The organism is Methanolobus sp. ZRKC5, assembly GCF_038446525.1.
GTDB lineage: Archaea > Halobacteriota > Methanosarcinia > Methanosarcinales > Methanosarcinaceae > Methanolobus.
Genome location: NZ_CP151792.1, coordinates 142,131 through 159,057, shown reverse-complemented (window position 1 = coordinate 159,057; position 16,927 = coordinate 142,131). Strand labels below are relative to the sequence as shown.

General features: G+C 36.6%; 15 protein-coding genes. 9 read left to right on the top strand and 6 right to left on the bottom strand.

Annotation, left to right across the window (positions count from 1 at the left end):
* Positions 1–77: 77 nt before the first annotated feature.
* The 4 genes from WN948_RS00670 to WN948_RS00655 form a co-directional block, all read right to left on the bottom strand.
* Positions 78–1,304 (bottom strand): hypothetical protein, encoded by a 1,227-nt coding sequence (locus tag WN948_RS00670; RefSeq protein ID WP_342305042.1) that lies wholly within the window; start codon positions 1,302–1,304, stop codon positions 78–80.
* A 396-nt stretch (positions 1,305–1,700) separates the two neighbouring features.
* Positions 1,701–2,645, bottom strand: a complete 945-nt coding sequence (locus WN948_RS00665; protein ID WP_342303665.1) for an IS5 family transposase — start codon at positions 2,643–2,645, stop codon at positions 1,701–1,703.
* Positions 2,646–3,038: 393 nt separating this feature from the next.
* Positions 3,039–5,213 (bottom strand): PEP/pyruvate-binding domain-containing protein, encoded by a 2,175-nt coding sequence (locus WN948_RS00660; RefSeq protein WP_342305041.1) that lies wholly within the window; start codon positions 5,211–5,213, stop codon positions 3,039–3,041.
* A complete protein-coding gene (locus WN948_RS00655) occupies positions 5,210–5,662 on the bottom strand; it encodes a pyridoxamine 5'-phosphate oxidase family protein (RefSeq protein ID WP_342305040.1) in 453 nt (150 codons plus the stop codon). The genes WN948_RS00660 and WN948_RS00655 overlap by 4 nt, the downstream gene beginning before the upstream one ends.
* Positions 5,663–5,775: 113 nt before the next feature.
* Between WN948_RS00655 and WN948_RS00650 the strand changes: the two genes are divergently transcribed.
* From WN948_RS00650 to WN948_RS00630, 5 genes are all read left to right on the top strand, one after another.
* Positions 5,776–6,471 carry a hypothetical protein gene (locus tag WN948_RS00650; RefSeq protein ID WP_342305039.1) on the top strand — a complete coding sequence of 232 codons (696 nt, stop codon included), beginning with the start codon at positions 5,776–5,778 and terminating at the stop codon, positions 6,469–6,471.
* A 650-nt stretch (positions 6,472–7,121) separates the two neighbouring features.
* Positions 7,122–7,640 (top strand): pentapeptide repeat-containing protein, encoded by a 519-nt coding sequence (locus WN948_RS00645; protein ID WP_342305038.1) that lies wholly within the window; start codon positions 7,122–7,124, stop codon positions 7,638–7,640.
* A gap of 98 nt (positions 7,641–7,738) precedes the next feature.
* On the top strand, positions 7,739–8,551 hold the full coding sequence (locus WN948_RS00640; protein WP_342305037.1) for a hypothetical protein: 813 nt from the start codon (positions 7,739–7,741) through the stop codon (positions 8,549–8,551).
* 172 nt (positions 8,552–8,723) lie between these two features.
* Positions 8,724–9,527, top strand: a complete 804-nt coding sequence (locus WN948_RS00635) for a dienelactone hydrolase family protein (RefSeq protein WP_342305036.1) — start codon at positions 8,724–8,726, stop codon at positions 9,525–9,527.
* A 10-nt stretch (positions 9,528–9,537) separates the two neighbouring features.
* Positions 9,538–12,279 (top strand): UPF0182 family protein, encoded by a 2,742-nt coding sequence (locus WN948_RS00630; protein ID WP_342305035.1) that lies wholly within the window; start codon positions 9,538–9,540, stop codon positions 12,277–12,279.
* Positions 12,280–12,455: 176 nt separating this feature from the next.
* Here WN948_RS00630 and WN948_RS00625 read toward each other — a convergent pair whose 3' ends face one another.
* A complete protein-coding gene (locus tag WN948_RS00625; RefSeq protein WP_342305034.1) occupies positions 12,456–13,196 on the bottom strand; it encodes a hypothetical protein in 741 nt (246 codons plus the stop codon).
* Between the two features lie 197 nt (positions 13,197–13,393).
* Between WN948_RS00625 and WN948_RS00620 the strand changes: the two genes are divergently transcribed.
* The 4 genes from WN948_RS00620 (at position 13,394) to WN948_RS00605 (ending at position 16,066) form a co-directional block, all read left to right on the top strand.
* Positions 13,394–13,999 (top strand): flavodoxin family protein, encoded by a 606-nt coding sequence (locus WN948_RS00620; protein ID WP_342305033.1) that lies wholly within the window; start codon positions 13,394–13,396, stop codon positions 13,997–13,999.
* A 229-nt stretch (positions 14,000–14,228) separates the two neighbouring features.
* Positions 14,229–14,504, top strand: a complete 276-nt coding sequence (locus WN948_RS00615; protein ID WP_342305032.1) for a hypothetical protein — start codon at positions 14,229–14,231, stop codon at positions 14,502–14,504.
* Positions 14,505–14,529: 25 nt separating this feature from the next.
* A complete protein-coding gene (locus WN948_RS00610) occupies positions 14,530–15,474 on the top strand; it encodes an IS5 family transposase (RefSeq protein ID WP_342305031.1) in 945 nt (314 codons plus the stop codon).
* Positions 15,475–15,841: 367 nt separating this feature from the next.
* Positions 15,842–16,066, top strand: a complete 225-nt coding sequence (locus WN948_RS00605) for a hypothetical protein (RefSeq protein ID WP_342305030.1) — start codon at positions 15,842–15,844, stop codon at positions 16,064–16,066.
* 105 nt (positions 16,067–16,171) lie between these two features.
* Here the strand turns inward: WN948_RS00605 and WN948_RS00600 are convergent, their stop codons facing one another.
* Entirely contained in the window at positions 16,172–16,831 is a 660-nt protein-coding gene (locus WN948_RS00600; RefSeq protein ID WP_342305029.1) for a YggS family pyridoxal phosphate-dependent enzyme, read from the bottom strand.
* Positions 16,832–16,927 lie beyond the last annotated feature (96 nt).

The following is a 16,927-nucleotide window of genomic DNA, read 5'->3' as shown; positions in this document are numbered from 1 at the left end:
TTGAAACAATGTTTCTGAGGATTGATTCTCTGTAACTTATCGATAAGCATCCTTGTAAAGGATGCTTACGTCTCATGTTATTGTTTTCTTTTGAGAAGAAGAATCGTAAACAGACCCAATACACCTGCTGTTATCAAAGGTACAGCGGTGGGTACTGCTTCAGGCTGTGCCAGTGAACCCATATCACTGACCAGGTATTCCCAGAAAGCATTTCCCTCCTCTATCGTGTCATTGTACTGGATAGATGCACTTTCCTTCTGGAAGGACATGAAATCTACAAATCCACCGTTCTCAATAGGGGTTATGTAGTTAAAGACAGCTACATTATCGGCATCCATTGTTACTGTCAGATCAGATGTAGATAATCTGGTACTACGTGGTCTCATCCTGTTATATTGATCTTCATTTATCCAGTTATTTTCATCGATCTTTATCTCATCATCAAAATATTCAGAGATTACTTTCCCAGTGTATCTGTCCATCAGTATCAGATGTTTATATGAATATTCATCGTAATAATCTCCTTTGATGTCCCGGACACCGTAAAAAACTGTCTGATAGTTGTCTGTTGTGACCTCGGACCAGCTCCAACCATGCATCTCCATTGGCCATGTTAATTCTGTGGTAGTCATTGAGAGCATGTGGTCCATGTATCCTTCTCCCTGTACCACCGTGTACTTCTTACCATCCAGAACTATTGAGCCAGTCAGGTTTCCGTAAGCGTGTTCATACGCAACGAATCTGAGTGGTCCATCGGCCTGGTCCACGGTCCTGTCAGCATCTGTCTGGAAAAACAGATCCATTTGCATCTCTTCACAGGTATAATTCAACTCATATCCCTGAGAGTGTGAACCATTGTAACTCTTCATCCCATCAGGGAACGTGTAATCCACGTAAGGTGTGTGTATTGCCACATAATCGTTAAGAAGCACTCGTGGGATATAGGTATCCTTTTTGTTGAAAAATGCAGTATCATTATCGTAGTAGAGACCGTAGAAGGTAAGCATATAGGAAAGTTGTGTCCCGTCAGGAGCTACTATCATGGGTGCTTCCTGATGTGTCAGAACAACGAAGAATCCTAAATTTCTTTCCTCTCCATCATCTGCCACAAGTTTAGTATCACCATTCAGATACCACCATTCAGCCATCATGTTTGTATCAAAGTCGGTATCCAGGTATCCTCCCTCAGTGTAGTCTGCCTCAGTCCCCTGCAGCAAAGCCACTTTATCAGATGCTGTGATTGCTGCCGCTGTCCCGGCAAGCATTATAAGCAGAATAGACAGCATCCCAAAACGAATTATCAAATCTTGTTCTATTTTCGTTTGAATCCCCCACAGATTGTTCGAAATAAATAATGCTTTGAATAGAGTATATTATATTTAGCCGTAAAAAATAATAAATGTATGGAAACTGTAATTCTAAACATTGTTTTTAATCACATGGACTGTGAGGATTTCAATAATCGAATATAGTTCATCAGGATTTTTTCATGCATTCCCTATGAATAATTATTTTTACTTTAGAAATAAAACTATCAGTTGTTAGGTTAAAGAATAGTTCCTCAAAAAAACTTCAGAGGATTTCGATATTCCCTCATTTTAGATCATTAAAGTATTCAAACTCAATTATATCCTCTCATTTTTTATCATTTTGTTTATTTCTCTTCATTAATCCTTATTTTTAGTATAGCTCCCGCTATCCTAAATTACTCCTTTGGTTTTTAGTGTCCTCAATTGATGCAGATTAAAACAAAAAGCTGTCATCAACATTTTTGCATTCACTCTTTCTACAGTTGTAACAAGAACCTTTCTGGTTTTAAATATTTCTTTTGTCACTGCATACACTCTTTCGCAAGGGACTCTTTTCACACTTATTCTTTCATTTCTGAGGATATCCATTATTCCTAAAGGATGTCCTCTTACAGCTCGTTGCATTGTTGCTGCAAAACCTTTTGCTATTGCTCCAAAATATCCTTTATCTCTATACACCACTTCACCCTTTTCAGACAGATCAACCTGTGAATCGTGAAGTGATGCAGTTGTTGTCTCAAATCTTCTGATTAGTTCATAATCCTTATCAATAATTGTATGAAGTTTGTATCCAAAGTGAGATTTACCATTTTTCTTAGTCCAGGTTCCATCTTTGCTTCTTCTTGTTTTCGCATCTTTTCCTCTGAGTACATCTGCTTTTGCATGTCCTGGATCTGAGTGAATAAAAGTTGCATCCTGGATCATTCCTTTTTTAATCTTCAAACCAAGAGCATCAAGCTGATTCTGCATTTCATCCCACACCGCTTTTTCTTTACCATTGTCGATAATTCTCTTCCTGAATGACCAGACAGTTGTACTGTCTGGTACATATTCAGGAAATCCCAGGAATTTCCTAAAGGATATCCTGTCAATACACTGCTTTTCAAGCTCAGCATCAGAAAGACCATGCCATTGTTGCAGAACAAGCATCTTGAACATTACAATAACATCAGCTTCAGGCCGTCCGCCTGAAGCTGTTCTGTTTATGTACATTGACTCCAGAATAGGGCGAAAAGGCTTCCAATCTACTAAATATTCAATTTCAGCAAGCTTATCTCCGACAGATTGGAGACGCTTATATTCTTCATTTAAGGCAAAATCAGTAAAAGAATCCATAATAGTAAATTTGCTTTGCTATTATTTAAATTTTATTGAATTGTATGAGTATTGATGGTAGTTTCTCGAAATCCTCTTCAATATAATTGATTATGTCATTAAAGAAAAATTGTAACTATTCAGCCTGATAAAAACGCTATCAATAACAATCTTGACAAAAAGTTGAAACGTAAATTTCATTAGGATCATTTATTTTGATTGTTGCTATTGATTGCTTTTTTGATTGTTAGATTGTTAGTGAGCAGACATCTCTATTTCGATGAAATCAGTACCAATAGGCAAATCGTGCCAGGCTGAATAGTTACGTTTTGCAAAGCAATTTGAATGAATTTATTTAGCAGTAATTTTAGTATATAATTAAATTTATGGTCGGAAACAGTTGCATTCTTCATTTTACCCTGTAATTGCTTTCCTTTTTATCGTAACTATACCCAGATAACCATCAACCGTAACTTCATCACCATTTTTGATAATGTCTGTTGCATCTGGTATTCCAGTGACACAGGGGATTCCGTATTCTCTTGCAATAATGGCGCCATGTATCAGCATACCACCTCTGCGTTCCACAATCCCGCTCACAAGAGGTACTACAAATGTCATGTTAGGATCAATAGCATCGCATACAAGTATCTCACCAAATTTGATGTCGAAAAGCTCCTCGTTCTTCGTGATCACCCGTGCAACACTTGTCACAAGGCCTTCACCTGCAGGCTGTCCTTGAATCTGCCTTTGATGTGCTTTTTTTACTAAAATCTCTTCTTTTATTATCGTTTTTTTTACAGGGACATAATTGTCGTCATTGAGCGCTTTTAATAGTTCTTTTTCCTCGATATCATCATTAATATCAAAATATTCGAACCTGCTTTTTATTTTGGTTGCTATCCTGTTTTTTGCCTCGTTCACTGTTGAAATGTATTGCTCCTCTATCCTTCCAAGATGAATGTTATCATCATCTCGCAGACGATAACTTGTGCGTCCTATTTCAAGAAGTTCTTCTGCAAATTCCCTGTCGGTTTCAGAAAAAGCAGAAATAAAGCGTCCTTCCAGGCCACTGGCATTTCTTTTAACAGGCATTTCCTTTTCAGGGTTGGAAGCAAGCTCTACAATAAGCCTTAACAGCTCTTCCTGATTTTTAAAAATACCAGAATGTCCGAAATTCTCAAAGAAATCCTCTACCTCTTCCTTAAAAGCTCCTTCAACAATTATGCCATTTGTAGTATTCAGGCGCGAAGCATCTTTTCTCAGCATATCGGCCATTCTGTTGAGTTTCTCGTTCCTTTTGATGCTTAGCAACCCGGAACCTGAGAGCAATTCCATGAATTCATACGGATTTGAAGGTTTTATCATATCATTGTAGACCTGGCCGAACAGTCTCATCCCATGGGCAAAGGGAATGAACTCGTCAGTATATTTTTTATCCCATCCATTATACAGTTCTTTTCTTCGAGTTATTTCCCTGGCAAGTTCTTTATCACTCAGGATTCCAACTTCAATTGATTTCAGGGCTTTTGCATCCCTGATCATTTCAGGGATCAATTTATCCTCTACTCTTTTGCGAAGCTCCTGCAAATTATCCATTGTCCTTCTAAGAGATAGATACCAGAGTTTTTCTCCTTCATCTGTTGTTGTTATTGGTCTTGACTGGAGTACGTATATCTCCTCATCTCTTTTAGTCCATTCAATATCCTGTGGATTACCAAAATTGCTTTCCATAATCAAAGCTATCTCATGCAGTTCATGAACATCATTTTCTCCAAGAGGAGGAGTTTTTGATATAGCAGGAGAAGTCTTTTCAAGAGCAGTGCCAGTATTTCTCAAAACGGTCATTTTTTCACGACTTGATGGATCGACATGCTGGATTATGACAGCATTTTCTCTGTCAATTATCCATCTGTCCGGTTCCACATCACCATCCACAAGCCCTTTATTCAAACCATGAACGGCTTCAATTATCATCTGTTTGCTATTTTCAGGACTGCTGCTGAAAATGATGCCTGAGACTTCCCCTGTAATAAGTTCCTGAACCATCACTGCCATTGTACTATGTTTTATGTCAAGTCCCAATTCCTTCCTGTAAAGGAAAGCTGCATCTGACCATAGGGAAGCCCATACAAGCCTGATGTGTTCTAATATGGATTCCAGGCCTTTTATATTCACATAGGATTCATGTAAGCCTGCAAAAGATGTATTACTGGAATCCTCGCCTGGTGCCGATGACCTGACAACAACCGGAATGTCAGTGAAATGTTTATCAATATTATCCCGTATTCCCCTAGCAAGATTTTCAGGGATTGGTGTGTTAAGGAACATATTCCGGATTCTCAGGGATGTATCCCACATCTCTTCCCAGCGCATATCTTTGATATCTTTTCGGGCAAGCTCAAGTGTTATCCTACCTTTCAGGGCGCTGGAATTAAGGTATTCTTCATAGGCTTTTGTGGTGATGCAAATAAATGGAGGGACCATTAAGCCTTTGTCTACGATGTCGTGAAGTGAGAATGCCTTTGAACCTATAAGGTCCATGTTTTCTTTTTTTATGTTCTCCATGAAAATGACAAGTTCCTTCATGTCATATCTATCTCCACGACATTCTGGAATTTGCTTGCAACAATGTATCTGTTCACTTCAAGTTTCATGAGGGCAGAAGAAGGCGACAACAGGAAATCTTTGAGATAAGGATGTTTTCCAAGGTAGAGATCCATGGAAACATCAGTTTTTTTGACTTCCATAACTGTGCCATTCGCATTTACAGCTATGGCATCCTTAAAGTCATTCTCTTTGTTAGACCTGTTATCTATCATCAAGGACGCTTTTTTGGAAATACTGAGATAAGAATATTTCCTTGTGGCCACAGGAGTTACAAAATATATATGTTTAAGATCATCAGTGGCTACAAAGGCTATTAAGTTAGTATATGGCTCATCATCATGAAAGCTTGCAAGGACTGCAAGTTTTTGTTCTTTCACGAGATTATTAATTTGTTCTTTCAAATCGCTTTCAGACATTTCAGTAACCATTCACCACAATCCTCATTTTTAGATTGGTTCCTGTGTATTTATGTTTTGTTGGACATGTTTCATAAATTATTTAACTAGACACAGCATATTTTATAAATGTTGAAGATGATATAATGAAATTAAAAATTACAATTTTGATATCCATTTTAGTCCTGCTTACTGCTATAGTTCCCGCAAATGCAGATATTATGCCATCAGGTATGAAGGGTATTAATCGATGCGTAAAGATAACAAATTTAGATGATTTCCCAGATACTGTATTTATAGGATATATAAGAGGACCATTAATCCAATGTGAAAACCCATATATCGTTACTTCTGATAAATGCTTAACACAATATTATAAAGCAAATAACCTGACAATATATGCGATGGAAAAGGATTATCTTGATTCTAAAGAACTCAAAAATATAGATTTTGAATCCGATACTAATATTCTGGGTTATCAGCTTGATTTAAATCCTGATTGGGACATTATAGATATTGAAAACCCGTTAAATGAGGAAGAGATATACTATTCAATTGCAGGTTTCACAGATGATGAATTGGTGCTTTATGAATCAAAAAAAGTATCAAAATATGTAGGAAGTGTACCCGATAAAGTGAAAACATTCGAACAGCCTGAAATAGCTGGCCTAAGATCAACAATCTATGAGAATTCAGCATATACAAAAGAAAACCTTTCAAATGAGCATGTCCAGAAAAAGACTATAAATGAATCAATTTCTGATGATCAAATGTTATCTGGAAGATCTATTATAGATATAATAATTTCTTTCTTCAAAAATCTATTTGGGGTTCCAAATTGATGACATATGAATACTGGTTTTTATTGTCCTTGATATTAACAATAATTATAGAAACTATAACTCTATTTGTTATTTTCAGACTTTTTTTGAAAACAAATAAAAATGAAATTACTAATAGGCTATTACTATTTGCAGGAATTTTTTCTTCGTTTTCAACACTTCCTTATCTCTGGTTCATATTACCACAGATAATAAGATCATATAGTCTTCTTACAGTAAGTGGGGAGATTTCAGTAGTTTTGATAGAAGCAATTATCTATTGCTTTGTATTGAGAACTAATATGAAAAAATCGCTGATTATTTCTTTGATCTGTAACCTCATTTCTTTCTTAGCAGGGTTGTTAATTAGTCCTATCTTTTGATTGGTTAGAATTCTTTTGGCAAATTAATGGCATCTTTTGGATACTTTTCATAACAATTTCCACATTATAGGCATGTAGAGCTATCTACCTTTTAAATATCTCCTTTGCTGATTGTACCAACAGGGCAGACGTTCTTACAAATACCAAATGATGCACACTTCTTATTAATGCTATAACCGCTTTCCTCTACTGTAGCATTGCCAAAAGCAATCATTCGCGTTTAGAGGGAGGTTGGAAGGTTAAAATGTGCGAAGAAATCATATAAAATAGCAACAATTTCCTTGCATTATGGAATACCAGAATGAAGAATTTGAAGCAGAAAGCTTTGAGGGTATTGATCTCACAGGTGTGTCTTTCAAAAATACCAAATTCATTGAGTGCAACTTTGAAAATTGCAACTTATCGAATGTAGATTTGAATAGCACAAGATTTCAGGATGTCAGATTCAAGAACTGCAAGATCATGGGATTGAATTTTTCAGATTGCAATGACTTCATATTTACCATTGGATTTGAAAGCTCATTTCTTTCATTATCAGTCTTTTCCAATATGAATTTAGAAAATACGGATTTTATCAATTGTCAGGTTTATGATTGTGATTTTGTAAATACGAACCTGAAAAATGCGGATTTTCAGGGATCTGATCTAAAGAACAGTCTTTTTAGAAATACAAACCTGAGTTTTACATCATTCAGGAACGCGAAGAACTACGACATAGACCCAAATAACAATTTCCTGAAAAAGACAAAATTCTCAATTCCTGAAGTCATATCTCTTTTAAATGCGTATGATATTGAAATTGAATGAACAGATGTTAAGGCAAAATCAAACAGAAAGATTATTATGCTAATTTTAGCATACCTTTTATTGTGGATAACTTAAACTTAGAGATAATTGAGCCAAGAATGCTGGTATTGACAGGTGAGAAGTCCTTTGAGGAAATGAAAGAACTTGCCTGGAATAAGAAGACTGCAGCATTTGGAGGAATTAAAAACCTATTATCACGGCCAAAACCTGATGATATTAATATAATCCATGCGGAAAAACAGTACAAGCCTTTCTGGCATGCTGTATGCTCAAGCAATTTTGAGTATAAGCGAAACACTGAGTTTTCTGTAAAAATTAGTGATCTTGCTGTGCAGAAAGTAATAATCTGCAATGAGGAAAGGGATATAGATAAAGAGCGGAATGTAAAACTTCACGGTAGCGAACACTGTCTGGAATCAAGTACTAAAGAAATATTCGTAGATGCGTATACAGAAAATGAAGAAGATCTCTCCCGATATCTTTCCATGGAAACACGTGAAATATCACAAACTGAAGAACTGAATGCCGGAGATAATATTGTAGTTCCGGTAAAAATAAAAGCTTCTTACCTTGTCAGGAAACTATTAAGCGATATGATGAAACCCATTGATGCAGATGAAGTTCTGGACGAGACTGTGAGAATCGAAACTCTTGATCTGTATTTCAGACCAATTTATGCTTTTGAATTTTCATGGCTACCAAAGAATAAACAGAATGTTCTGGAATTTGATGGTATTACAGGTGAGTTCTATTCTGGTAAAGTGCTCAGGGAAAAGATGGCAGAGATATTCACCGAAGAAACATTGTTCGAGATTGGAGGGGAAGTTGCAGGAGCTGTCATTCCAGGGGCAAACATACCTGTGAAAATATTACAGGAATCCAGAAGGCGAAAGGGTAATAGTAATTCATAGTCGATTTTTTTAAAAATACTGTGCCAATAGATGAAATGTAAGTACCTTCTGTATTCTATTCTACTTTTTAACGTACTATCCAAATAACAGTTGCTAAGAAGAGCTCTGTTTTTACCTATAAACATGCACATAATAGAAATAAGATAGTATTGTATGTTTAATTGGGGGTTAAATGAAATATTCACTTATTTGTCTGTTAATGATAATTTTCGTTGGATTATCAGGTTGCTTAAGCGATACAAATAAAATTGCTGATAATGGAATTAAGAGCAATGAAAAGATACCAATATTGACAGGAATTGAGGTAGAAAAGACGGAAGTGACAATTGACAGTGGCAATCTGACATATCCTGCTTATGTAGCTGCTCTTGAAACTAAAGACAAAAAACCGGCAATCGTCCTGATACATTCATTCAGGGGAATGGAATCCGGATATATAGAACTTATTGACAGGCTGGCTTCAGAAGGGTATGTGGTAGTCGCTCCTGAATGGCAGACTTTTGAAACATCTCCACATGATGCAGTTGTAGAGCAATTGATAAGAGACTCTATTGATTATTTAAGAGAAAGACCCGATGTTGACACCAACCTTCTTGGTCTGACTGGTTTTTGTGCAGGCGGACGCTACACTATGCTTTTCCTTCCAGATATCAAAGAATTCAAGTCTGGAGTAGCATGGTACGGTTTTCCTTATTCGGGAGATTCCGAAACCCGACCTGATAAACCTGCTGACGTGATCGAACAACTGGAAGTTCCCATGTTAATAATACACGGAACAAATGACCAGGCTAGCAATGTATCTGATATCTACAAATATAGTACTGAATTGGATAATGCCGGGAAATACTTTGAATTGAAAGTATACCAGGGACAACCACACGGATTCATGTTGGAAGATGGTCAGTTGTCACGAAGCTTCGAAGCCGAGGATGCCTACTGGCAGATGGTTACATTCTTTGATAGAACACTAAAATAAGGTGAATATTATGAGAGATATAAGAACAATTTTCTTTTTTTTAATTCTTGCATTTTTTTTAGGTATAAGTCCCCTTGTGGGATTTTATACTGATTATCTATGGTTTGATATGATCGGCTATACATCCGTATTCACAACAATATTACAATGGAAACTGATTACGATCATACCTGGATTCATACTTGCTTTTGCGTTCCTGTACATAAATGCGAAATTTGCAGGGAATTCAATACGTAAGATCCTTGCTGAGAGAAACATAGCCTATAATAATATCGATTCGCAGTTTATTTTAATAATAATTACAGTATTTTCATTTGTTTTTGGGCTTGCATTCAGCAGTAACTGGAAAACAATTCTTTTCTATCTGAATAGCACATCATTTGGCATTAACGATCCTATTCTTATGAACGATATAGGGTTTTACGTATTCCAGCTCCCGTTCATTCATATGATAAGAGGAATATTCCTGACACTGACCGTTATATCACTCATAATGGTTCTGATTCTTTACATGATCAGGCTTGAATCTATATTCAAGTCCGATACAATTGAAGCGGATAATACTGAATCATCTTATTTCCTGTATCCGACAAATAGTGTAAAGGATATACTGGATGAACTGCCTGTTAAGGTCCTTATTCATATATCAGCACTTCTTGCATTCTTGTTTGTATTAATTGCATTTGGATTTTATCTTAACAGATATGAGATATTGTTCTCACAGCAGGGAGTAGTATCAGGTGCAGGCTATACTGATGTGCATATAAGGCTTCCAATATTCAACATACTGACAATATTATCATTCCTGACTGCTATCGCTTTACTGGCAAATGTAAAACTGAAGAACATAAAAATTCCAATTGCCAGTATAGTTCTGCTAATACTGTTCATCATGGCCAGTTCTTTTGTACCTGATGTTTATCAGCAATTCAAAGTGGAACCCACCGAGATCCAGCTGGAAAAACCGTATCTGGAATATAATATAGATTATACAAGAATGGCCTTTTACTTATCGGATATTGAAGAAAGCCCGTTTGAAGCGAATACTGATCTGACATTGTCGGAACTGGAAAATAATACCCATATAACTGAAAACATAAGAATATGGGACCGGCGGGCTCTTGAGCAAACCTACAAGCAACTCCAGCAAATAAGAACATATTACACGTTCAATGATGTTGACACCGACCGGTACCACATGGACGATGGCTACAAACAGTATATGATATCAGCCAGGGAACTGGATACCATGCAACTGGCACCTGAAGCTAAAACATGGGTAAATGAACGTCTGGTCTATACTCATGGTTTTGGAATCGTTATGAATCCGGTAAGTACTAAGACAAGTGACGGCAGACCTGAATTTGTTTTGCAGGATATTCCACCTACTGGTGAATTCGATATCGAAAATCCACGGATCTACTATGGCGAGGTCACAAATGACTATAAGATAGCAGATACAGGAAAAGAGGAATTCGACTATCCAAAAGGAGGACAGAATGTATTCACACAATATGAAGGTAAAAGTGGAATAATGCTTGATTCATTCGTTAAACGAATGATATTTGCATTCACTTTTGGTGAATTAAAATTCATCCTGAGTGAATACGTAGATGATAATTCACGGTTGATGTATCATCAACAAATAGAAGAGAGAGCGCAAATGATAGCTCCGTTCCTTGAATATGATAGTGATCCGTATCCTGTTATTTCTGGCGGAAAGATATACTGGATAATAGATGCCTATACCACGGCTGATAGGTATCCATATTCTGAAAGCTATTATGGGACAAAATTTTATGATATCAATTATATCCGAAATTCTGTAAAGGTGGTTGTAGATGCCTATGATGGAACTGTTGACTTCTATATCATGGAAAACGAACCCGTGGTAACTACCTATTCAAAGATATTTCCTGATCTGTTCAAACCTTTCAGCGAGATGCCTGAAGACCTGCAAAAACACATCCGCTATCCTAAAGATTTCTTTAAGGTTCAGATGGACCTGTACGAGAATTATCACATGAAAGATGCTGAGACTTTTTATAATAAAGAAGATGCGTGGGAAATTCCAAATGAGGTCTATCGGGGAAGCAGTATTGAAATGGAACCTTATTACATGATCACGAAACTTCCCAACGGTGATGGACTGGAATATGTATTACTACAGCCCTTTACACCTAGAAACAGGGAGAATATGATCGCCTGGATCGCAGCAAGATGCGATGAACCGAATTACGGAGAGATAAAACATTATGAACTGCCAAAGGGAGAACTTATCTACGGACCTACCCAGATAGAATCCAGAATCGACCAGGACCCGGATATTTCTGAGCAACTGACACTCTGGGGTCAGACAGGTTCCAGGGTGATAAGAGGTAATTTACTGGTGGTGCCGATCGGTAATTCTATAGTGTACACCGAGCCCATATTCATAAGTGCCGAAGAGTCCGAGATTCCGGAACTACGCAGAGTTGTGGTCTCATCGGGACAGAAGGTTGTTATGGGTGAGGATCTGCAGGAATCACTGCAAATGCTTGTTGAAGGCAGAATCGATGTGCAGGATGAAACTGGCCAGCCTGATATACCTGCAACAGCACGGGAACTTGCACAAGAAGCCCTGAATCATTACGACAAAGCACAGGAGTATCTTGCAGAAGGTAACTGGGCCGGGTATGGAGAAGAGATCGATCAGTTGGAGGAGATACTTGAGCAACTCTCTCTAGCTCTAGAGGAGGTAAATTCACAATGATTTGCCTTAGTTAAAAGCGGCAGAAAAAACCAGCTAAAAAAAAAAGAGTAAAAGAATAGATGCTTTCTGGATTGTAGGAATGGAGATATTAACTTGAATTTAGTTGATGTGAGAAGATTAAATGGTCTTCTCACAAAACAAAATAATTCACCACTCTTGCCATCCAATGAAAGAAATCAGGTAACAATTGGTGTGCTCTCTGTATCAAATGGATTTGTCCTGATCGCAAGAGAGAACAGGTATGGATAATTTTTCTTCGTATGTTTCATATAAGACAGCCATTCCCGTGTAAGTAGTGCATATACACGTGTAATATCTCCTGTTAAGTGGTGTGTATCTGTCGTTGGAAGGCATGAAAATTCATTTCTGCAATCTAGTTCCTCTGTCAGATGGAAAACAGCTCTCAAGAGTTCGGTAAATTCTTCATGCTCAAACATTGTAGGATTTTCAAGCATTCTTACGAGGAATTCCCTTTTACCCACCAACAATGCGCTTAAATGTTCAAAATCTATTTTTTCCGTATCAACATTATAAACCATCTTGTTCATCGATTTTATAAGATTATCGAAATCCTTATCGGACCAGTCTGCTTCAACTATGAATTTCTCTCTATGACTATCCAGTTCCGGATCAGCATCCGATATGAATTCCAAAAGGTTTGTGCCAACTTCACTGAAAAACACTCCTATTAACATATTGAGTTTCTCAAACCTGTGTTTCTTGTCCATATCATTAAGGAAATGATGAATGATCATTGATATCAGCAAAACTTCCATTGGTACAAAAGCAATATCTCCTAGAAGATAAATAAAAATGTGATGAGGATCGTGAAATATCAGGTAATGGAAATAATAAATAATTGCCGATAAAATTATCAAAACCGCACCAAATACTATATACTTTTGATTTTTTTCCATGATTGCCCCCTAATTATATATAACTCTTAGACGTAGCATTTAATAAATTGCTATATCAACATTCTATTTAATAATCAATATCTTAAAAAATCATCCCCACATATATTCGATTGTGTTTCCGTGATCCATAAGAAATATGAAACTCTTTTCAGAAACTGATTTAACCCGTCGACCCAGGTATAATTTGAGGCCATAAAATGACTACGATGAACAAGATTAAAATTATTGGAGTTGGAGGAAGTCCACGAAAAGGTGGGAATACTGATATTTTGCTCGACAAGTTTTTAGAAGGGGCTAGATCAACAGGAGCTGAAACTAAAAAAGTCATGTTAAGAGAATATTGTATTAAGTCCTGCATTGGATGTGAAGCATGCAGAAAAACCGGAACTTGTACCCAGTTCCATGATGGAATGGAACTTCTCTATCCTGAAATAGAGGAGTCTAAAGGCCTTATCCTTGGTTCTCCCACTTATAACTACAACGTAACGGCAGAAATGAAAACCTTCATAGACCGCCTTTACCCTTTCTACGACTTTACTGAGGAGCGTCCGGGTCCATATTCAAGCAAACTTGCAGGCAAGGGTCGAAAAGCACTTGTCTTTACAGTTTGTGAGCAGGTAAAAGCCGAAGAAATGGGATTTACTCTTGAAGCTCTTGGAATGCCTCTTGAAGCCCTTGGTTATGAGATATTTGACAAGTTTGAAGCTACCGGCTATTTCAGTAAAGGTGAGGTCTTAAAAGACGGAGATATTCTTAAAAAAGCATTTGAAGCGGGTAAAAAAATGGCATTGTCTCTACGTTAAGTCTATGGAATTAGATTTGCCTATAGTATCTTTTCTTCCTTACCTTCCTTTAGCTCCGGACTTCTGAATTTTTTCGAATAATTTAGTGCAGTTTTCAACCTTGAAAAGTTACGAAAATAATTCAAAACATAGTTTCCTAATTTTTATATCGACCAAAAACAATTTTTCAATATTATAATTGATGATTGATGATTGATACCATGTTGTATTACAAGTAGTTGAATCTCAAATGGATAAAAATGATAGTAATAATGATCAAAGTAGAACACAAAAGTTTGGCTTTTGGACTCTTATCATTATTAGTACAATACTAACGATAATATTTTTGACAGGTCAGACATTCTCATTGATAGATTATGACTTGACGGTGTCACTTGGATTACAGGAATCTGCCGAAGAGGTGGGTGAAGTTGGTGTATCCTGGGCTAAAGGAGTTGCATTTGCAGATACCATAGAGGATTTCGAGAAACTACCATCAATACCCATACAATTTAATAAAATTTAAATAATAGCAAAGCAAATTTACTATTATGGATTCTTTTACTGATTTTGCCTTAAATGAAGAATATAAGCGTCTCCAATCTGTCGGAGATAAGCTTGCTGAAATTGAATATTTAGTAGATTGGAAGCCTTTTCGCCCTATTCTGGAGTCAATGTACATAAACAGAACAGCTTCAGGCGGACGGCCTGAAGCTGATGTTATTGTAATGTTCAAGATGCTTGTTCTGCAACAATGGCATGGTCTTTCTGATGCTGAGCTTGAAAAGCAGTGTATTGACAGGATATCCTTTAGGAAATTCCTGGGATTTCCTGAATATGTACCAGACAGTACAACTGTCTGGTCATTCAGGAAGAGAATTATCGACAATGGTAAAGAAAAAGCGGTGTGGGATGAAATGCAGAATCAGCTTGATGCTCTTGGTTTGAAGATTAAAAAAGGAATGATCCAGGATGCAACTTTTATTCACTCAGATCCAGGACATGCAAAAGCAGATGTACTCAGAGGAAAAGATGCGAAAACAAGAAGAAGCAAAGATGGAACCTGGACTAAGAAAAATGGTAAATCTCACTTTGGATACAAACTTCATACAATTATTGATAAGGATTATGAACTAATCAGAAGATTTGAGACAACAACTGCATCACTTCACGATTCACAGGTTGATCTGTCTGAAAAGGGTGAAGTGGTGTATAGAGATAAAGGATATTTTGGAGCAATAGCAAAAGGTTTTGCAGCAACAATGCAACGAGCTGTAAGAGGACATCCTTTAGGAATAATGGATATCCTCAGAAATGAAAGAATAAGTGTGAAAAGAGTCCCTTGCGAAAGAGTGTATGCAGTGACAAAAGAAATATTTAAAACCAGAAAGGTTCTTGTTACAACTGTAGAAAGAGTGAATGCAAAAATGTTGATGACAGCTTTTTGTTTTAATCTGCATCAATTGAGGACACTAAAAACCAAAGGAATAATCTAGGATAGCGGAAGCTATACTAAAAATAAGGTAACTATTCAGCCTGGCACGATTTGCCTATTGGTACTGATTTCATCGAAATAGAGATGTCTGCTCACTAACAATCTAACAATCAAAAAAGCAATCAATAGCAACAATCAAAATAAATGATCCTAATGAAATTTACGTTTCAACTTTTTGTCAAGATTGTTATTGATAGCGTTTTTATCAGGCTGAATAGTTACAAAATAAGGATTAATGAAGAGAAATAAACAAAATGATAAAAAATGAGAGGATATAATTGAGTTTGAATACTTTAATGATCTAAAATGAGGGAATATCGAAATCCTCCATATTATATATTCCACTGTTGTTTCTGGGAATAGTCGGATTGTTAAAAAGAAGATCATGGGGTTTTTACTCCATGTTTGCAGCATTGGCAATTACTGCTTACTGGCCAATTGTCAGTCTGGCTACTGTTTTTATTGGAAGGGATATTCTGAATCTAAACCCGGATAAGTATGTTTCATATTCAATAATCCTTCCTTTGATCATAATCTATGGCTTATGGGGAATGTGGTATCTTTATAAAAATGGAGATGATCTAGTAAATTGATACCAGTTGATCGTTTTTTCCGTGAGTTTAATTGCTAAATAATTACCTAATTTCAGATGTACAAAAATGAATAACTATCTATTTTTAGCAAAAACAACATTGTATTCAGTATTTCCTATCCCCAAATATCGCAGAACCAACACGCACCATGGTAGCCCCTTCCTCAATAGCAACCCTGTAGTCACCGGACATTCCCATTGATAGTTCTTGGAAATCGATATTGTCACTATTACTTGAGTTTTCCTGTTTCAACTCATCAAAAAGTACTTTCATTCTCCTGAAATATGAACGCGTTTCCTCGGGAGATACAAAAGGTGGTATGCACATAAGTCCTTCCACTTGGACATTTTTCAGTAACCTAATCTCACTTATAACCTGTTCAATTTCATCCAAGCCAAATCCGTACTTCTGTGGCTCGTTACCTATGTTGACCTGGAGGAATACTTTCTGCATCTTGTCAATAGTTTTGGCTTTCCTATCAATATCCTGTATCAACTTTAAGGAATCGACCGACTGGATAACATCAAAGAATTGAACCGCTTTTTTAACCTTGTTTGTCTGCAAATGTCCTATAAGATGCCTTTCACATGGCAGGAGCTCTTCATACTTTTCTTCGAACTCCTGAACCCTGTTTTCTCCAATAATAATGGCTCCGGCTCTGATGGATTCGTTTATCCTCTCAGGGTCGATTGTCTTGGTGACACAGACAAGTTTTATTCCTTCAAGTTCTTTGATGATGGTCTTTATATTTTGAGTGACTGACATTCTTTTACCAATACTACTTTATTAAAAATATGATATTTTGAAAGATTCTAATTACAGGTTATATGAATTAAATGCAATGTATTGAATATAAAAAGT